Origin of the sequence: Nonomuraea sp. NPDC046570, assembly GCF_040645915.1 — a bacterium.
Taxonomy (GTDB): Bacteria; Actinomycetota; Actinomycetes; order Streptosporangiales; family Streptosporangiaceae; genus Nonomuraea.
The window spans coordinates 42,175-60,201 of sequence record NZ_JBEYZF010000033.1 but is presented as its reverse complement, the minus strand read 5'-3'; the positions used below and the strand labels follow the sequence as shown (position 1 = coordinate 60,201).

The 18,027-nt window shown below is 71.1% G+C and carries 19 protein-coding genes; 12 read left to right on the top strand and 7 right to left on the bottom strand.

The window, feature by feature from the left end:
• Positions 1-36 precede the first annotated feature (36 nt).
• The 3 genes from ABZ911_RS34965 to ABZ911_RS34955 are packed head-to-tail and all read left to right on the top strand — an operon-like array spanning position 37 to position 1,594.
• Positions 37-450 carry a DUF4395 domain-containing protein gene (locus ABZ911_RS34965; RefSeq protein ID WP_358066031.1) on the top strand — a complete coding sequence of 138 codons (414 nt, stop codon included), beginning with the start codon at positions 37-39 and terminating at the stop codon, positions 448-450.
• A complete protein-coding gene (locus ABZ911_RS34960; protein WP_358066028.1) occupies positions 447-1,286 on the top strand; it encodes a sulfurtransferase in 840 nt (279 codons plus the stop codon). Before ABZ911_RS34965 ends, ABZ911_RS34960 begins: the two co-directional genes overlap by 4 nt.
• On the top strand, positions 1,286-1,594 hold the full coding sequence (locus tag ABZ911_RS34955) for a DUF1416 domain-containing protein (RefSeq protein WP_358066025.1): 309 nt from the start codon (positions 1,286-1,288) through the stop codon (positions 1,592-1,594). Before ABZ911_RS34960 ends, ABZ911_RS34955 begins: the two co-directional genes overlap by 1 nt.
• 7 nt (positions 1,595-1,601) lie before the next feature.
• Here the strand turns inward: ABZ911_RS34955 and ABZ911_RS34950 are convergent, their stop codons facing one another.
• A complete protein-coding gene (locus ABZ911_RS34950) occupies positions 1,602-2,198 on the bottom strand; it encodes an XRE family transcriptional regulator (protein ID WP_358066022.1) in 597 nt (198 codons plus the stop codon).
• A 56-nt stretch (positions 2,199-2,254) separates the two neighbouring features.
• Here ABZ911_RS34950 and ABZ911_RS34945 point away from each other — a divergent pair, with 56 nt between their 5' ends.
• The gene (locus ABZ911_RS34945; protein WP_358066019.1) at positions 2,255-3,439 is read left to right on the top strand and encodes a benzoate/H(+) symporter BenE family transporter; all 1,185 of its coding nucleotides are present in this window, start codon (positions 2,255-2,257) and stop codon (positions 3,437-3,439) included.
• On the opposite strand, the gene ABZ911_RS34940 is transcribed toward ABZ911_RS34945, so the two are convergent.
• A complete protein-coding gene (locus ABZ911_RS34940; protein WP_358066017.1) occupies positions 3,408-4,451 on the bottom strand; it encodes a PDDEXK nuclease domain-containing protein in 1,044 nt (347 codons plus the stop codon). The genes ABZ911_RS34945 and ABZ911_RS34940 overlap by 32 nt on opposite strands.
• 82 nt (positions 4,452-4,533) lie before the next feature.
• Positions 4,534-4,902, bottom strand: coding sequence for a tetratricopeptide repeat protein (locus tag ABZ911_RS34935; protein ID WP_358066014.1), 369 nt, complete (start codon positions 4,900-4,902; stop codon positions 4,534-4,536).
• 159 nt (positions 4,903-5,061) lie between these two features.
• Between ABZ911_RS34935 and ABZ911_RS34930 the strand changes: the two genes are divergently transcribed.
• The gene (locus tag ABZ911_RS34930) at positions 5,062-6,297 is read left to right on the top strand and encodes a hypothetical protein (RefSeq protein WP_358066011.1); all 1,236 of its coding nucleotides are present in this window, start codon (positions 5,062-5,064) and stop codon (positions 6,295-6,297) included.
• On the opposite strand, the gene ABZ911_RS34925 is transcribed toward ABZ911_RS34930, so the two are convergent.
• The 3 genes from ABZ911_RS34925 to ABZ911_RS34915 are packed head-to-tail and all read right to left on the bottom strand — an operon-like array spanning position 6,287 to position 8,414.
• Positions 6,287-7,129, bottom strand: a complete 843-nt coding sequence (locus ABZ911_RS34925; RefSeq protein ID WP_358066008.1) for a hypothetical protein — start codon at positions 7,127-7,129, stop codon at positions 6,287-6,289. The two genes, ABZ911_RS34930 and ABZ911_RS34925, sit on opposite strands and share 11 nt — an antisense overlap.
• Positions 7,126-7,761 carry a hypothetical protein gene (locus tag ABZ911_RS34920; protein ID WP_358066005.1) on the bottom strand — a complete coding sequence of 212 codons (636 nt, stop codon included), beginning with the start codon at positions 7,759-7,761 and terminating at the stop codon, positions 7,126-7,128. The genes ABZ911_RS34925 and ABZ911_RS34920 overlap by 4 nt, the downstream gene beginning before the upstream one ends.
• Positions 7,758-8,414, bottom strand: a complete 657-nt coding sequence (locus ABZ911_RS34915; protein WP_358066002.1) for a hypothetical protein — start codon at positions 8,412-8,414, stop codon at positions 7,758-7,760. The genes ABZ911_RS34920 and ABZ911_RS34915 overlap by 4 nt, the downstream gene beginning before the upstream one ends.
• Before the next feature lie 155 nt (positions 8,415-8,569).
• Between ABZ911_RS34915 and ABZ911_RS34910 the strand changes: the two genes are divergently transcribed.
• The 4 genes from ABZ911_RS34910 (at position 8,570) to ABZ911_RS34895 (ending at position 15,536) form a co-directional block, all read left to right on the top strand.
• Positions 8,570-10,507, top strand: coding sequence for a hypothetical protein (locus tag ABZ911_RS34910; RefSeq protein ID WP_358065999.1), 1,938 nt, complete (start codon positions 8,570-8,572; stop codon positions 10,505-10,507).
• Positions 10,508-10,580: 73 nt separating this feature from the next.
• Positions 10,581-13,511 carry an ATP-binding protein gene (locus ABZ911_RS34905; RefSeq protein ID WP_358065996.1) on the top strand — a complete coding sequence of 977 codons (2,931 nt, stop codon included), beginning with the start codon at positions 10,581-10,583 and terminating at the stop codon, positions 13,509-13,511.
• 89 nt (positions 13,512-13,600) lie between these two features.
• Entirely contained in the window at positions 13,601-14,830 is a 1,230-nt protein-coding gene (locus ABZ911_RS34900) for a MurT ligase domain-containing protein (RefSeq protein ID WP_358065994.1), read from the top strand.
• Positions 14,820-15,536 carry a glutamine amidotransferase gene (locus ABZ911_RS34895; RefSeq protein WP_358065991.1) on the top strand — a complete coding sequence of 239 codons (717 nt, stop codon included), beginning with the start codon at positions 14,820-14,822 and terminating at the stop codon, positions 15,534-15,536. The genes ABZ911_RS34900 and ABZ911_RS34895 overlap by 11 nt, the downstream gene beginning before the upstream one ends.
• A 17-nt stretch (positions 15,537-15,553) precedes the next feature.
• Here ABZ911_RS34895 and ABZ911_RS34890 read toward each other — a convergent pair whose 3' ends face one another.
• A complete protein-coding gene (locus ABZ911_RS34890) occupies positions 15,554-15,916 on the bottom strand; it encodes a DsrE family protein (protein ID WP_358065988.1) in 363 nt (120 codons plus the stop codon).
• 79 nt (positions 15,917-15,995) lie between these two features.
• Here ABZ911_RS34890 and ABZ911_RS34885 point away from each other — a divergent pair, with 79 nt between their 5' ends.
• From ABZ911_RS34885 to ABZ911_RS34875, 3 genes are read left to right on the top strand one after another with little or no spacing between them, the layout of a single operon-like run.
• Positions 15,996-16,748 carry a metalloregulator ArsR/SmtB family transcription factor gene (locus tag ABZ911_RS34885; RefSeq protein ID WP_358065985.1) on the top strand — a complete coding sequence of 251 codons (753 nt, stop codon included), beginning with the start codon at positions 15,996-15,998 and terminating at the stop codon, positions 16,746-16,748.
• Complete coding sequence (locus ABZ911_RS34880) at positions 16,748-17,536, top strand: SDR family oxidoreductase (RefSeq protein WP_358065982.1); 789 nt, start codon at positions 16,748-16,750, stop codon at positions 17,534-17,536. The genes ABZ911_RS34885 and ABZ911_RS34880 overlap by 1 nt, the downstream gene beginning before the upstream one ends.
• Position 17,537: 1 nt before the next feature.
• Positions 17,538-18,026 carry an FABP family protein gene (locus ABZ911_RS34875; protein WP_358065979.1) on the top strand — a complete coding sequence of 163 codons (489 nt, stop codon included), beginning with the start codon at positions 17,538-17,540 and terminating at the stop codon, positions 18,024-18,026.
• Position 18,027: the final 1 nt, after the last annotated feature.

Below are 18,027 nucleotides of genomic sequence, written 5' to 3'. Positions count from 1 at the left end.
AGTCCGCCCCATCGACCCCTTCAGGAGCATCTCGCGATGCGTGCCGACCCCAGAGCCCTGCGCTTCGGCGCCACGATCACCACGCTGGTCCTCGCCCTCGTCCTGTTGACGGGGAGTTGGTGGTTGCTCGCCGCCCAGGCGGTGGTGTTTGCTCTGGGAGTGGCCCGCGTCTCGCCGTACACCATGCTCTTCAAGGTGCTCGTCAGGAGCGCCCCGAAGGAGACCGAGGACGCCCGCCCGCCGCGTTTCGCGCAGGCTGTGGGGCTGATCTTCGCGGTCGCGGGGCTGGTCGGATTCGTCACCGGGATCACGCCGCTCGCCCTCGGGGCGACGGCCGCGGCTCTCCTCGCCGCCCTCCTCAACGCAGCCATCGGACTCTGCCTCGGCTGCGAGATGTACCTGATGATTCGCCGTCTACTGCCCGCTGCCAACATGGAGGTTCACCAATGAGCCGCTCCGCCGTCCTGGTGGATGCCGACTGGGTCGAGGCCCACCTCGACACCCCCGGCGTCGTTCTCGTCGAGGTCGACGAAGACGCCAGCGCCTACGACAAGGGCCACATCCGTGGCGCCGTGAAGATCGACTGGAGGAAGGACCTCCAGGACCCGGTCCGCCGTGACTTCGTGGACAAGGCGGGCTTCGAGGCCCTGCTGTCCGAGCGCGGCATCGCCAACGGCGACACCGTCGTGCTCTACGGCGGCAACAACAACTGGTTCGCCTCCTACGCCTACTGGTACTTCAAGCTGTACGGCCACGGCGACGTCAAGCTGCTCGACGGCGGTCGCAAGAAGTGGGAGCTGGACTCCCGCGAGCTGGTCACCGAGGTCGCCGCCCGTCCCGCGACCTCCTACACCGCCCAGGAGCAGGATCTGTCGATCCGCGCCTTCCGTGACGACGCCCTCGCCGCGATCGGCAAGCTCAACCTGGTCGACGTCCGCTCGCCCGACGAGTTCACCGGCAAGCTGCTGGCCCCCGCCCACCTGCCGCAGGAGCAGGCGCAGCGCGCGGGCCACATCCCGACCGCGCGCAGCATCCCGTGGTCGAAGGCGGCCAACGACGACGGCACCTTCAAGTCCGACGACGAGCTGAGCAAGCTGTACGGCGACGCCGGCGTCGACTTCGGCAAGGACACCATCGCCTACTGCCGCATCGGCGAGCGCTCCGCGCACACCTGGTTCGTGCTGCACGAGCTGCTCGACCAGGCCAATGTCAAGAACTACGACGGTTCGTGGACCGAGTACGGCTCGCTCGTGGGCGTGCCGATCGAGCTGGGAGAGGCCCGCTGATGTCTGCTGTTTCCGCTCAGGGTTGCGCCGCGCCGGAGCAGACCGTCGCGCTGCCCGCCGGGATCGACCTGTCGACCCAGGCCGTCATCCAGGGTGTCGTGACCGGCGCCGGTACCGCCTACGCCCGCCTGCTCGACCACTCCGGTGAGTTCACCGGCGAGGTCGTCGTCTCCGACGAGGGCATCTTCCGCTTCTTCGCCGCGCCCGGCGACTGGACCGTCCGCATCATCGCGGGCGGCGGCGTCACCAGGGACGTCGCGGTGCAGGCCAAGCTGGGCGAGGTCGCCCAGCTCGCGGTCGCCGTCTGACCTGACCTCACGTGCGGCCCAGGTCCCTATGGGACCTGGGCCGCACGCGTGCGCTCCGGGCGTGCGCGGGGTAGCGGATCAGCAGGCTGGCGCGCACCTCCTGCTCGCCGACCGCGACGTACAGATGCGGCACGTCGGACTGCCAGCAGATGTACTCCCCGGGCCCCGCCGTCAGCGGCGCGTCGAGCGGGCCCGCGCTCAGCACCCCGCTGAACACCGTGACGTGCTCGCTCACCTCCGCGTGGTGGGCGGGCGAGGTCTGCGAGACGCCCGGCGGCACCCGCATGTGGTACAGCTCGAAGGTCACCCCGTTCTCCTCGAACACGCGCAGCAGCGTCGCCTCGACCGCCTGGCCGCGCACCACGAGCGGCTCGGTCGGCGGGTCGAGGATCGCCGCGATCGGCACCCCGAGCTGCGCGGTGATCGCCCACAGCGTCTCCAGCGTCGGGTTGCGGGTACCGGTCTCCAGGCCGGACAGCGTGGCCTTGCCGACGCCTGCCCTCCTGGCGAGCTCGGAGAGCGACACGCCACGCGCCTGGCGCAGGTGCCGAATGCGCTGCCCGACCTTCTCGGGGTCGGTGTCGAGGGCCGGCCGTGTGGTCATCTCGACATCGTCTCCCATCTTGCGCGCGGCGGCGCCCCGCCGTTAGCGTTCCGTTTATGGAACGCCTGTCTCGTCCCATTATCGCAGGGGTGGTGACCGCCCTCGTCGGCTTCGCCAGCTCGTTCACCGTCGTGCTCGCGGGCCTGCGCGCGGCCGGCGCCTCCTCCAGCCAGGCCGCGTCCGGCCTGCTGGCCCTGTGCGTGTCCGTCGGCGTGGTCGCGATCGTCCTCGGCGTACGGCAGCGCCTGCCGATCAGCATCGCCTGGTCCACCCCCGGCGCCGCGCTGCTGCTCACCACCCCGTCCCCCGGCTTCGCCGCCGCCGTGGGCGCGTTCGTGCTGTGCGGGGCGCTCATCGTCGCGGCCGGGTTCCTGCCGCCGCTGGCCCGGCTCATCGAGGCCATCCCCAAGCCGGTCGCCGCCGCCATGCTGGCCGGGGTGCTGCTCAAGCTCTGCCTGGCCCCGGTGACCGCGATGACGTCGATCCCCTGGATGGCCGCGCCGGTGATCCTCGTCTGGGCGGCGCTGTACCGCTGGGCGCGCGTGTGGGCCGTACCCGGGGCGCTGGTGGCCGCCGTGATCGCCATCGCGGTGACGGCCCCTCCCGGCGGCCTGTCGGGGGTCGCACTACTGCCCGTGGTGGAGTTCACCGCTCCCGTATGGGACTTCTCGGTCCTGGCCGGGATGGGAGTGCCGCTCTTCCTGGTGACCATGGCCTCACAGAACGTCCCGGGAATGGCAGTCCTGTCCGGGTACGGCTACCGCCCGCGCCTGCGTGGCGTGTTGCTGTCCACGGGGACGGCCTCGGCGGCGGGGGCGTTCTTCGGCGGGCACGCGGTGAACCTGGCCGCGATCACCGCCGCCCTGGCCGCGGGCCCCGAGGCGGAACCCGACCCGTCCCGCCGGTGGATCGCCTCGGTGACGGCCGGGGTGTCGATGATCGTGCTCGGCCTGGGCGCCGGTATGGCCACGGCCCTGGTCCTGCTCTCGCCCCCGATCCTGATCGAGGCGGTGGCCGGCCTCGCCCTGCTGGCCGCGCTCGGCAACGCCCTGGTCGGCGCCTTCCAGGCGGCGGAGGGCCGCGAGGCGGCCGTGGTGACCTTCGTGGTGACCTTCTCGGGCGTCTCCTTCTTCGGCATCGGCTCAGCCTTCTGGGGCCTGACCGCCGGCGGCGCCCTCCACCTCCTGCTCCGCCGCCGCACCCCGGCCCCTACACCCGCTGAGCCGGTCCGAGCCGCTTGATCGTGTCGTTCACGGTCCGGGCGATCGCGTCGTGCGACGGCAGCACCTCGCGAACCTCCTCGGGCAGCCGCCCCAGCGTGCTGACCGCCAGCGGGGTCGTCAGGCCGGTCAGCGCGTACTCCACGATGACCTGCTCCTTGTCGGCCACGAGCAGGACGCCCAGCGTCGGGTGGTCCACCTCCGGGTCGCGAACCTCTCCGTCGACGACCTGGACATAGAAGTTGAGCTTGCCGACGTACTCGGGTTGGAAAGGGCCGACCTTGAGTTCGAAGACCACGTAGCGGTGCAGCCTGGTCTGGTAGAAGAGCAGGTCGATGAAGAACTCCTGACTGCCGACGGCCAGGCGGTACTCCGTGCCCATGAAGGCGAAGCCGGTCCCGAGTTCCTGGAGGAACCGGGTCAGCGCACCGACGAGTGCGAGCCGCAGATCCCGCTCGGCGGCCGGGGGCGTGGCCAGGAAGTCGAGCACGTAGGGATCGCGGACGAGCTGCTTGAGCGCCTCGCGGTGCTCTTCGGGGACGGTGGTGTCGAAGTTGGTGATCGCGGCGCCCTCGCGCTCGTGGAGCCGACTCTTGATCATGAACTCGAGCACCGCACGCGTCCAGCCCTCCTGGACGGCGCGTGTGGCGTAGAAGTCCCTGGTAGGGCGGTCAGAGAAAGAGTCGAGCAACACGCGGATGTGGCCCCACGGCAATTTGTGCAACAGCTGTGGCACAAATTCCTGCGGCCACTCCTGGGCCAGTGCCCGCATGTAGTGAAGGCTGCGCCGGGAGATCCCGCGGACCTCCGGATGCGACACCCGGAGGTCTACGGCGAGTTGGTCGATCACCTTGGCGCCCCAGCCCTCCGCCGCCTGCCTGGCGAGGATCTGGGCGCCGATGGCCCAGTAGGTCTCGATGACGATGCTGTTCGCGGAACGAGTCAGTCTGCTTCTGGCGGAGTCGATGATTCCGCGGACTGCGCCGAGGAGCTCTCCGTAGGCGGCTGACTGGGAGGGGGAATGATCAGTCATGTCGCAGAACGTAGCTGAGTGACTACGCTTTCGTGAGCCTTTTGGGAATGTGGCCCGGTGCGCTCATGGGCGCACCGGGTGGCTACTTGGTGAGTTTGCGTTCTACTCGGAGGACCGAGTCGGTGTAGTCGGGGTCGGTGTGCATGGTGGCGGCCAGGCGGAGGTGGGGGAGGGCCTCCGCAGGGCGGCTGGCGCGCTCCAGGGTGCGGCCGAGCAGGAAGCGGGCGTAGTGGTCGCTCGGGTCGCGTTCCAGCAGGCCGGTCAGCGCGTCGCGGGCCCGGCCGAGCTGGGCCGAGTGGTAGTACGCGCGGGCGGCCAGGAGTTGGACGCCGTGGTCGTCGGCGTGGTCGGCGAGGAGGGGCTCCAGCATGGTCAGGGCTCCGAGCGGGTCCCGCTGGCCCAGCAGGCGCTCGGCGTAGCGGTAACGCTCGATCTCGTTGAGAAGCGTCATGGTTGGTTGAACACTCAACGACATCGTTCGCATTCCGGGCTGCGACGGGAGGGGCAGACCGATACGATTCACCAGATGTCAGGATCGTCAGGTGTGGCGGCGCCACCCCGACCTGCGCCTTCCCCGGCCCAGAGGACGCCGTCGCCCTTCTCACTGCCCTTGCACACCCTCCGCCTCGCCGGGCGGTGTGCGCTTCCGCTGATCCTGTGGTTCTCGGCGGGGGAGGCGACCCGCTTCGCGCTGCTCTACCTGGCCACCGAGATCTCGCACGGCTCCTACTACCAGGTCCGCCTGGTGGCCACTGTCGTGATCTTCACCGTCATCGTGATGGTCTCCATGACGATGACCACGGGCATGTTCCTGGCATTGCGCGACGCGCTGTGGGAGACGGGCGCCAGGCGCGCGGACGGCGCCGAGGACGAGAAGTTCTGGAGCTCGCTGAACCGGGTGGCCCCCGCGTTCGCGATCATCTACCTGGGCTGGGAACTGCACGTCGTCGACGCGATCGACTTCATCCAGCTCGACTTCTCCCACAACATCGACGACAACTTCTACACCATCATCCTGAACAACGTCGCGACCGGCGCCGACGAGCAGACCACCGCGGGCGGGGGGCTGAGCAACCTCGACTGGCGCGTCTCGCTGGCGGCGATGGTCGTCGTGTTCGGACTCCGGGCGATCTTCAATCGGATGGTCGAGAAGGGCAGCGGGAAGTACACCGGGCTCGCGGCCGCCTTCGCCGAGTTCGCCTTCATGTTCTGCGGCATCAACGCCCTGCTCGCCTTCGCCAAGCTGCGCGGCGACTGGCTGGAGCACCGGGAGGTGGTCGCGGGCGGCGCCGACCTCTGGCAGTCCGCCCGGGAGAACATCCCCGGCTGGGACGCGTTCTGGAAGTTCGTCGGGGACTTCTGGCCGCATGTCATCGACGCGCTGGTGCTCCCGCTCACCTGGCTCGCCATCGCCGTCCTGGTCTTCGGCGGCACCGTGGACGACACCCGCAGGGCGTTGCGCGGCACCCGCGTCGAGCGCGGCGTCGACCGGCTGGAGCAGAGCCACAACCTCACCCAGAAGTCGGTCGACCGGGTCATCGGCGGATTCCGCGACCGCTGGGTACCCGTGCTGAACGCCTTCCGGGTGACGGTCAAGGGCGGGCTGCTGCTCTTCGGGCTGATGTGCCTGCTCTACGTGGGGTTGCGGTACGGCTTCGACTACGCCGACCGGGGCGTGCGCACGCTGATCGGCAGCGACGTGCCGTACCTCTGGATCGTGCTCGGGCAGCCGGTGGGGTTCGTGAAGGACCTGCTGCTGACCTCGCTGACCTTCTGCCTGCTGGCCGCGACGTTCGACATCGCGGCCACCAGGGCCAGGCTCCGCGGCGAGGACATCACCGCGTGAATCTGAGCACGTCGTCGTCGTTCTCGGTGGAGTCCGGGTCGACCTTGAACAGGTCCTCGGTCGGCGTGTCCTTGCGGTAGCCGCTCGGGCGCAGGACCAGTTCCACCTCCTTGGCCAGTCCCGTGGGCACCACGCCGAACGCGTTCATCGTGTAGGTCTTGCCGATCTCGTGCTCGGCCGGCAGGTCGTCGTCCACCTCGACCTGCCAGGCGCGGTCGCGGCGGTCCTTGACCTGCAGTTCGGGTTTGCCGGTCAGGACCGTGCCATCCTTGTCGACCGCGGTGCGGTCGATGGTGATCTTCACCCATTCCTTGGTGGGCCCGGTCGGCGTGGTTCCCACCGGGTCGTCCATCGGCTCGATGGCGGCCTTCCAGGTGACGTGCTCGAAGGTGTAGCTCTGGCCCGGGGGCACGAGGTGCACCTTGTCGTCGGGGCGGCCGCCCTTGAAGATGAGGTAGCTGTCCACGGTGGGCGCGCCGATGCCGATGAGGAAGGCCGCCAGGGTGCCGAGGCCGTACAGCAGGGTGCGGCGGCGGCGGGGCGGCGGGGTGGCGGTCGGCTCCTCCGGAGGGGCGGGGGGTTTTCTGGGCGGTAGCGGGCCCGCGCTGGGGAGTGCCGGGAGGGGCTGGGTCGAGCTGCCGACCGGCTCTTGGGACTTGGGGACGGGCGGCCAGACCTGCTGGTCGGGGTAGAGCGGCTGGCGGGGAGGGCGGGGCGGTCGCGGTGGCCCGCCCAGCGACGGGCGTGGGCTCCGCCTCGGCCTCGGGGGCGGCGACGGCTCGGAGTTCCGGCCGGTCCGAGGGGCGAACCAGTCGCGGTCGTCGTCGCTCATCGGCTCTTCTTCAGGGAGTGGACGTCCTTGGGGGGCTGCTTGGCCGTCGCCTCGTCGAGGCCGAGATCGATCTCCACCTCGGGCATGAGCGGCTCGCCGTACAGGGGGCTGTTCGGGATCTCGAACACCACCTTGGCGTCCGGGAGGGCGGCGGGCGGCACCTCGAAGAAGAAGTAGCCGTCGTTCCAGAAGCCCGGCTGCAGCCAGCGGTTGGCCAGCGTCGAGGTGGCCGGGATCCGGTCGGTGGCCTGGAACTTGAGCCCGTCGGCGGTGAGCAGGGTCGGCTGGCTGAGCTTGAGCGGTTCGCTCGGCACCGTGCCCATGGCACCGACGACGAGGAAAACCTGGTCGGTCTCGACGGTCTCCTGGTCGGTCTCGATCGATTTGGCGGTGGCGACCGAGGTCACCTTCACGGAGAAGCGGCCGCCGTCGACCGTGTCGTCCCTGTCGCCGACATAGGTCAGCGGGGCTTCCATCGCGTTGTTGTCGAGGGCGATGGACTGGAGCCAGATCGCCCCGGCGGCCAGCGCGAGGCCGAGCACGGCGCTCAGCACCCGGGAGTCCTTGCGGCGCGGCGCCCTGCGGCCGGTTCGGTCGGGCGCGGGAGCGGTCTGCTCCTGAGTGGCCGTCACGCGCCGTCACCCGCCTTGACCGGGATCGTCACCTGGGCCAGCACCTTGCGGACGAGCGGCCCCGGGCTGTCCTCGTAGACCGGCCACCAGCTCTCCCGCGTGTCGATGTGCCCTTCGGCCAGCTCCTGCCCTCCGACTTCGACGACCAGCTTCTCCGGCGGCTGGAAGGTCTGGTCCACCTGGTAGCTGACGATCACGGTGGAGGCGACGCCGGGATGCAGCTGGCCGCTCTGGCTCTGGCCCTTCCCGGCGACGTGGGCGGTGGCGAACTCCGACTTGATCGGGGGCGTGATCTTGAGCAACGCTCCCGCGAACGTGGTGCTCAGCGCCTTTCCGCCGAGGGGCGGCATCCCCACCGGGGTGGTCTGCTCGCCGACGTTCTTCACCTTGAAGGTCAGGTCGAGGAAGCGCTTGTCCTCGCCGAAGCTCGTGGTGGCCCGCTGGACCCGTACCTGCGAGCTCACGGCCTCGGCCTCGAACAGACCCATCTTGATGGTCCTGCCGGCCGCCACGTTCGGCGGCTTCAGGTCCGGCTTCTCGTTCAGGCCGCCCAGCAGGGCCGTGACGCCGAGGCCCGTCGCCAGCACCAGACCGATCACGGGCACGAGAATCGGACGTTTGGGCCTGTCGTCGCTGCCGGAGGGATCCGTCATGGGTAAGGATCGTAATAGGTGACGCTTGCACCATCTGCCGCATTCGTCCCAACAGTGGGGACGATTTCCCCTTGATTGGCGAGAACCCTGCCCCAATGGGCGGTGTAGCTTTTACGCTGTCACGGAGCAACGACATATCGCGGCCGGAGGGTCACGTGGCGGACGTGCATCCCGAGCATGCGCAGCTCCAGGCGGACCGCATCTACCTGGGCTGGCAGTATGTCCTGCTGCACCCGGATCCCGGCCCCCCGCCCAAACGCCCCTCGCCCGCCGAGGAGGACACCGATCCCCGCCGCCCGCCCGACCCGGAGCTGATCCGCCGCGAGCGCATGCAGGAGGACCTGCTCAACCGGCCGGTCAAGATCTTCCGCACGTTCATGGCCGTGCTCGCCGTCCTCATCCTCGTGCTCGGGGTGACCGGCACCATCGGCTGGTCCTTCGCGATCATCGGGCTGGTCGCCGCCGGTGGGGTCGCGATCATCTGCAGCTACGCGGTCATGCAGGGCGACCGGGCCGTGCGCTACCGCGTGCACGAGCAGCAGGCCAGGGACGACCGGCTGCGCGAGGAGCGCGACAAGGAGCTGTTCCGGGCGCAGGAGGAGCACGCGGAACGGTACCGGGCGTGGCAGGAGGTCAAGGACCGCCACGACCGGCAGCTCACCTGGTACGCGGTGGCCGTACCCGACGAGATCGACCGGATCGACGTGGCCGGAGGCACCCTGCCCGGATGGTCGGCGTTGATCACGCTGCTCGGGGCCACCCGGCTGTACAGCGGCGGGCACCTGACCGTGCTCGACCTGTCCGAGGGGGCGATCGCCAAGGATCTCATCGAGCTGGCCCGCCGGGGCGGCGACGACCCGCTCGTCTGGGTGCTGCCCGTGGACCTGCCCAAGCTCGACCTGGGCGCGACGCTCAAGCCCGAGGCGTTCGCCGACGTGCTCGCGCATGTGGTGAGCGTCAGCGAGGAGCACCGCAGCACCCGCGACCTCAGCTTCGACAACGCGATCCTGGAGCGGGTGCTGGAGGTGCTCGGCGAGAACGCCACGATCGCCCAGGTGACGGCCGCGCTGCGGGCGCTGGCGCAGGTCGGCGACCCGCGCGACGACCTGAGGTTCGGGCTGATCACCGCGTCCCAGCTGGAGCGCATCGGCACGCTGTTCGGCCGCGGCGTCAGCGACCGGGTGGTGATCGAGCGCGCCTGGGCGCTGGAGTCCCAGCTCCGCAAACTCGAAACCCTGGGCACCGAAGCGGTACGGCTACCGCCCGCCAGGCTCCGCGTGGTCAGCATGGACCGCCAGGCCGGGGTGTTCGGCAACCGGGTCCTCGGCACCTACGTGGCCACCGCGCTCACCCACATCCTGCGCCAGTCGCCCGCCTCCGACCGCCCCTGGTACCACACGATCATCGTCGCGGGCGCGGACAAGCTCCGCGGCGACGTGCTCGACCGGCTGATGGACGCCTGCGAGACCTCGCGGACCGGCCTGGTGCTGACCTACCGCAGCCTCACCCCGACCGTCCGCGAACGGCTCGGCCGGGGGCACGCCGCGGTCGCGTTCATGCGGCTGGGCAACGCCGAGGACGCCCGCGTGGCCAGCGAGCACGTCGGCACCGAGCACCGCCTGGAGCTGGCCCAGCTCACCGAGACGATCGGCGCGTCGATGGCCACCCTGAACGGCAACTACACCTCCACCATCGACCAGGCCGAGGAGGAGGGCGAGCACGAGCGCGAGGAGAGCCCCACCGACCTGGCCGGGGACATCACCGAGTCCACCGAGTGGGGCAGGACCGCCACCAAGATGGGCGAGACGGAGCGGGTGCTGCAGCGCTCGCGCGAGTTCCTCGTCGAGCCGCACCGGCTGCAGCAGTTACCCACCACCTCGGTGATCGTCACGGACGCGACGGCCAGCGGCCGGCGGGTCAGGCTGGCCGACGCCAATCCGGCGATCCTCACATTTCCGAAGACGACGCTCGGAGAGTTCGAGGATGTCCGCGAGGCCGTACTCGCGCTTGAGCAGACGGATCGGGCCGCGGACGAGCCGCCGCCCAACCTCGGACCGCCGCCGCCACGCCTGGACTGGCGCAAGCAGAGGTAATGACATGGCCAATGCCAGGGTGATGCCTTGATCGTCGGCGGACGTTACATGAAGCCGCCTTTGGAGGGTTGAAATGCAGCCAAGCGTGTCGGCGGGGGCGCCGCGCCCGCTCAACGGCCCCTGGTACCTCGTCCAGTCGATCGCCGCGCCGTCCCGCGGCTCGTCGGCCGAGTGGGACTTCGTCACGGTCCTGCCCGCCGTCCTGTCCGCCGCGCAGCGCGGCCGGTCGTTCGTGATCGGCTGGCTCTCGCGCGGTTCCGGGGCGCCGCTGGAGCTGATCAGCAACTCCGGACCGCTGAGCGCGCCGCACGCCGCCCGTCGGGCCGGGGAGCAGGAGCCGCTGCTGTTCCCCGGGGGCGCGCGGGGCGTCGAGGTGAGCGAGGAGTACCTGACCGAGCTCAACAGCCTGGTCTGGACCCCGTGCCCGGGCCGGCAGGCGCCGCCGCTCGGCCGCCGCGGCGAGGCCGACCCCGACGAGCTCAGGCGGCCCACGCTGTTCGAGTCCACGCTCGTCACGCTCATGTCGCGGCCGTTCGCGTGGCTGGTCGTGGCCGAGCCGACCGACCTGCTCGACGCCGAGGTGGCCCACCTGCGCACCCAGCTCAACGTCCTGCGGCAGTACGGCGACGCCTCCGAACGCTCCCGGTTCGACGCCGAGCGGGCCGAACGCCGCATGCAGGAGCTCGACGCCTTCCGCGAGGCCGGCCTGTGGAACGTCCGGGTGCTGGCCGGCGCCGCGACCCCCGACGAACTGCGGCAGATCGCGCCGGTCCTGGTCGGCTCGGTGGAGCTGAGCCACCACCCCTACCGCCTGCGCAGCGCGCTGACCGCCACCTACACGCTGTCGGAGGTGCTCGGCCTGAGCACCCAGGACCCCGGCGACGGGGCGGCGGCGCCGTTCGCGGCCACGGCGGGCGCGCTGGCCGCGCTGGCGGGGTTGCCGAGGCGCGAGGTGCCGGGCGTGCGGGTGCTGGAGTCCGGGTTCTTCGACGTGACCTCCGAGGCGGGGACGGGCGGGCTTGAGCTGGGCGCCATCCTCGACAGCCAGGACCGCGCCGTGGGCACCTTCAAGGTGCCGCTGTCCACGCTCAACCGGCACGCCTTCATCACCGGGGCGACAGGCTCGGGCAAGTCGCAGACCGTACGGCACCTGCTCGAACAGCTCAGCAAGGCGGATATCCCGTGGCTGGCCATCGAACCGGCCAAATCGGAGTACGCCGCCATGGCCGGGCGCATCGACGCCCCCGTCACCGTGATCAACCCGTCGGCGCCCGACTCGGTGCCGTTCAGCGTCAACCCGCTGGAGCCCGAGCCCGGCTACCCGGTCCAGGCGCACATCGACATGGTCCGGGCGCTGTTCATGGCCGCCTTCGACGCCGACGAGCCGTTCCCGCAGATCATGTCGCTGGCCCTGCAGCGCGTCTACGAGGCCAACGGGTGGGACGTCGTCACCGGCGGTGCCGTACCCGGGTCCAAGGTGCCGCCGAGCGTGCCCACGCTCAGGCAGCTCCAGGAGCAGGCGATGGACGTGATCAAGGAGATCGGCTACGGCCGGGAGGTGCAGGCCGACGTCGAGGGCTTCATCTCGCTGCGGCTGCGCTCGCTGCGGGTCGGCTCGGCCGGGCGCTTCTTCGAGGGCGGCCACCCCGCCGACATCGGCGGCCTGCTGCGCCGCAACGTGGTGCTCGCCATCGAGGACGTGGCCAACGACGAGGACAAGGCGTTCCTGATGGGCACGCTGATCATCAGGATCGTGGAGCACCTGCGCCTGCGCGCCCGCCAGGAGAAGACGGCCGAGCTGCGGCATGTCGTCGTCATCGAGGAGGCGCACCGGCTGCTGCGCGACCGGGGCGCCGGCCGCGCCTCCACGCACGCGGTGGAACTGCTGGCCGGCATGCTCGCGGAGATCCGCGCGTACGGCGAGGGCATCGTCGTGGCCGAGCAGATCCCCACCAAGCTCGTCTCCGACGTGGTGAAGAACACGGCGCTGAAGGTCGTCCACCGCCTGCCCGCCGAGGACGACCGGCGGCTGGTCGGCGCCGCGATGAACCTCAGCGACGAGCAGTCCAGGCAGGTCGTGTCGCTGCGGCCGGGAGCGGCCGCGGTGTTCGCCGACGGGATGGACCGCCCCCTGCGCGTCCTGGTGCCTCTCGGCGAGGACCGGGAGGCCACCAAGGCCAGTCCCGCCCCGCCGATCAGGGGCAGGCGCTCGGCCGCGTGCGGCGCCCAGTGCCGTACCGGGCAGGCGTGCACGCTGTTCGAGCTGCGCGAGGCCGACGTGCTCGCCGACGCGCCCGAGTGGGCGTGGCTGCGCCTCTGGACCGACACCGTGGTGCTCGCCTACGTCAGCAACCGGCCGCTGCCGGGCGTGCCCCGCCTGCTGGCCGCCCAGTGGAACGAGCTGCCCGCCCGGCGCCGCGAGTGCCTGGTCGCGACCCTCATCGAGCGGGCGGTCAGCCGCCGCGCCTGGTCGCTGCGGACCTGGTTCGATCCCGCGCTGCTCACCGAGAAGGCCGCCGAGAGCGCGAGCCGCCTGCTGGGCTCGGTGGAGGGCGGCGGCGAGCGCCCCGGCCCCTCGTGGGTGATCCCGCAGGTCCGCTGGCTGCACGAGGTCGACCGGCTCTTCCCGTACGGCCGCCCCGCGCCCGACCTGCGCAGCCCCGCCCCGCCGATGGAGTACGCCCTGTTCTCCGCACCCGCCCGGCACGCCGTCGAACTGCTCGGCCACCGGGCCAAGGCGCTGCGCCACCACCCGCTGTCCATGGAGGCGGGGCACAACCGGGCGCTGGCCTGGCGGGTCATCCTCGGCGACGACGAGAACGAGGGCGTGCAGCGGGACCTCACCGCCGTGGCCATGGGCGTGGAGGCCGCGGGCAGGGTCAGGCATGTGGGCCAGACCATGGGGGCGGGGTGGCTGGAGGGGGTGCTGGCGTGGCCGCGCCGGTTCGTCCTGCCGTTCGACGGGGACGGGCCCGTGGAGATCACTTTCGCGGAGCCCGGGTAGGGATCGGGCCGCCCTCGTTCGGGGCAGTGATGGAAACAAGACCGCGTTCGCGGAGGGACGCCCGGCCAACCGCGGCTAGGATCCCTCTCATGACCCAGCTTCCGCTGCGGGCTCAGCTCGCGAGTGCCCTGGGGCGCACCGCCGCCACCTTGTCGAGGGTCACCGGGCGTGGTGACGGGTCCGTGATCGGCGGGCGTGTCGGCCTGGTGCTCGAACCCGACCTCCTCCGCCAACTCGCGCGTGACCGCAAGCTCGCCCTGGTGAGCGCGACCAACGGCAAGACCACGACGACGCGCCTGATCACCTCGGCGCTGCTGGAGCTGGGGGAGGTGGCCAGCAACGCGTTCGGCGCCAACATGCCCGCCGGGCATGTCTCCGCCCTCTCGCAGAACAAGACCGCTCCCTACGGGGTCCTCGAGGTCGACGAGAAGTACCTGCCCGAGGTGCTCGACACCACCGGCGCCGACGTCGTCTGCCTGATGAACCTCAGCCGCGACCAGATGGACCGCGCCGCCGAGATCTGGCTGCTCGCCCAGAAGTGGCGGCGCGCCCTGTCCGGCCGGCCCACCCATGTCATCGCCAACTGCGACGACCCGCTGGTCACCTGGGGCGCCTCCACGGCCGCCCAGGTCACCTGGGTCTCGGGCGGGCAGCGCTGGAAGGAGGACTCCTGGTGCTGCCCCGAGTGCGGCGGCCCGCTGGAGCGCAAGGACAACGACTGGGCCTGCCGCGAGTGCACCTTCCACCGGCCGGAGCCGCACTGGGTGCTCGACGACGACGCGGTGGTGGACCCGCGCGGGCAGCGCTGGGTGCTCGACATCCAGCTTCCCGGCCTGGCCAACCGGTCCAACGCGGTGATGGCGCTGGCCGTGGCCGAGGCGCTCGACCTGCCGGTGCAGCGGGCGCTGCCCAGGCTGCGCGAGGTCACCTCGGTCGCCGGGCGCTACACCACGGTGGAGCGCGAGGGGCGGCAGGCGCGGCTGCTGCTGTCGAAGAACCCGGCCGGGTGGCTGGAGGCGTTCGACGTCGCCGACCCCGCGCTGCCGATCATCCTGTCGGTCAACGCCCAGGGGCCGGACGGGCGGGACACGTCGTGGCTGTGGGACGTCGACTACCGCATCCTGCGCGGCCGTCCGGTGTTCGTCACCGGGGAGCGGCGGCTGGACCTGGCCCTGCGGCTCGAAGTGGCGGACGTGCCGTTCCAGCTCTGCGCGACCTTCAGCGAGGCCCTCGCGGCGCAGCCGCCCGGGCGGGTCGACGTGATCGCCAACTACACCGCCTTCCAGCAGATCCGATCGGAGTTCGGTCGTGCAGTCTGACAGCGCCCTTCGCCTTGTCTGGATCTACCCGGACCTGCTGAGCACGTACGGCGACCAGGGCAACGTGCTCGTCCTGGAGCAGCGCGCCCGCCGCAGGGGCATCGAGGTGGAGACCGTGCACGTGCGCTCGGCCGACCCCGTGCCGGAGACGGGCGACATCTACCTCATCGGCGGCGGCGAGGACCGTCCGCAGATCCTCGCGGCCGAGCGGCTGCGCAGGGACGGCGGCCTGCACCGCGCCATCGCCCGCGGGGCGGCCATGCTGGCCGTCTGCGCCGGGTACCAGATCATGGGCAGCACCTTCGGCGGCGAGGAGGGCCAGCCCGTCGACGGCATCGGCCTGCTCGACATCTCCAGCTCCCGGGGGCCGGCCCGCGCGGTCGGCGAACTGGTCGCCGAGGTGGACTCCGCGCTCAACCTGCCCACCCTGACCGGCTTCGAGAACCACATGGGCATCACCCATCTGGGCCCCGGGGTCAAGCCGCTGTCCCGGACGATCGTGGGGACGGGCAACGGGGACGGGTTCGAGGGCTGCTACGCCGGTCACGTCGTCGGCACCTACCTGCACGGCCCCGCCCTGGCCCGCAATCCCGCCCTGGCCGACCTGCTGCTGAGCTGGGCGGTGGGCGAAACCCTGACCATGATCGACGACAGCTGGTACGAACGCCTCCGCCAGGAGCGCCTGGCGGCGGTCCTCCCGCGCTGACCTCGCCCGCCCAGGGGCTAGTAGACCAGCGCCTGGGCGCCGTCGGCGACGGCCTCTTCGACGAACGCGGAGGCCCCGGCGATGCGGACGCCCGAGATGAGGTCGTCGACGGTGATGTCGCGGCGGGCCGCGCACTGGGTGCACACCGTCACCTGGCCGCCCGTCAGCACCGCGTCGAGCAGGTCGCTCAGCGCGGCGGCGTGCGGGAGGCTGAACTCCTTGGCCCGGCCCGGCAGGGCGAACCAGGAGGCTTCTCCGGTCAGCCACAGGGACACGGGAACACCGCTCGCCAGCGCGGCGGCTGCGACCGTGAACGCCTGATTGCAGCGCTCGGGGGCGTCGGCCCCGGCGGTCACCTTGATCACCAGTGATCGTGCCATGTCCGTCAGCCTAGACCGAACCCACACCGTTCGGGCTACCGGGTTGACGGTCGGCCAACATGTGACTAGAAAGTCACATATGCGGGTTGTTCCTGACTCTGAGCCGATCTGGCGGGCGCTGGCCGATCCGACCAGGCGGGCGATCCTCGACGAACTGCGCCGCGGGCCACGCACCACGGGCACGCTCGCCGAGGCCTTCCCGACCACCAGGTTCGCGGTGATGAAGCACCTGGCCGTCCTGGTCGAGACCGGGCTGGTCACGGTGGAGCGGCGGGGCAGGGAGCGGCTCAACCATCTCAATCCGGTGCCACTGCGGCAGGTCTACGAGCGGTGGGTGAGCCCCCACGCGGACGCCGCCGCCGAGGTCGCGCTGCGCCTGGCCGACAACGCGGAGGCGAGCATGAACTACGGGCTGGACGTACGTGCCGTGCACACGGTGAAGGCGGACGGCGGCCGCACCTGGGCGGCGCTGCTCGAACTGCCCGCCTGGTGGCCGCCCTGCTGGCCCGAAGGGGGGCGGCTGACCTTCGAGCCGAGGGTGGGCGGGCACCTGGCCCTCACGTTCGAGGACGGGCCGCGGGGATCGCTGTGGGGAGTCGTCGCGGAGCTCGATCCCGGCAGGGAACTGGCCGTGGACGGCACCATGGGCATGCGCGGCCCGGTCACCGGCCGGTGGACCATGCGCCTGGAGCCCGACGGCGCGGTCACCACGGTCACCGTGGAACACCGCGTGCTCGGCGAGGTCGACGAGGAGATCCGCGCCGGATTCACCAGCGGCTGGGACAACACCCTGACCCGCCTGGAGGCCTACCTGAGCGAAGGAGACGCGTGATGGAGAGGACGGCGGTCGTCACCGGAGGGGCGCGGGGCGTCGGACGAGGGGTCGCGCTCGTGCTCGGCGAGGCGGGCATGACCGTGTACGTCACCGACAAGGAGAGCCGCGCCCGCCGTACCTCGGAGTTGCCCGGGACGGTCGAGGACACGGCCGAGCAGGTCACGGCGCGCGGCGGGCGGGGGATCGCGGTGCCGCTCGACCACGCCGACGACCAGGCGGTGGCCGCGCTGTTCGAGCGGGTGCGCGCCGAGCAGGGCGGGCTCGACCTGCTGGTGGCCAACGCGTGCGACGGCAACGCGCTGCCGTTCGCGAACGGGCCGTTCTGGACGCTGCCGCTCGACCACTGGCACAACATGGTGCACATCGGCGTGCGCAGCCACCTGGTGGCCGCCTGGCACGCCGCGCCGCTGCTGATCGAGCGGGGCGGGCTCGTCGTGCTGACCGGGTACGCCGACACCGACTCCGAGGTGATCGGCGGGCACGTCTTCTACGACCTGGCGATGACCTCGGTCAGCCGCCTGGCCAGGACCCTCGCGCACGACCTGCGCCCGCACGGGGTCACCGCGCTCGCGCTCTCGCCCGGGTTCACCAGGACCGAGGCGATCGTCGCCGCGATCGGTGACGAGATGCCGCCGGGCAGCGACTCGGTGGAGTTCCCCGGCCGGGCCGTCCTGGCGCTGCTGCAGGATCCCGAGGTCGGGCGGCACGCGGGCGGTACGCTGCCGGTCGCCGACCTGGCCGGAGAATACGGGTTCACCGACCCCGGCGGTAATAGGGTTGGGTGACATGGAAGAACCTGAAGTACATCCCGACCTGGAGCCGATCGCCTTCCTGCTCGGCCGGTGGGAGGGCGCCGGGGTGGGCGGCTACCCGACGATGGAGAGCTTCAACTTCGGTCAGGAGATCGAGTTCGGGCACATCGGCAAGCCGTTCCTGACGTACACCAGCCGCACCTGGCTGCTCGACCAGGCGGGGAACCGGGTCAAGCCGCTGGCCACGGAGACCGGCTACTGGCGTCCGCAGCCGAACCGGCAGATGGAGGTGCTGCTCGCGCACCCGACCGGCATCGTCGAGATCTACGTCGGCGACGTGGCGTTCCACAAGATCGAGCTGCACACGGACGTGGTCGCGCGCACGGCGAGCGCGAAGGAGTACACCGCGGGCCGCCGCCTCTACGGTCTGGTCAAGGGCAATCTCATGTGGGCCTACGACATGGCCGCCGTGGGACAGCCGCTGACCTCGCACATGTCCGGTGAACTGAAAAAGGTAGCCTGAG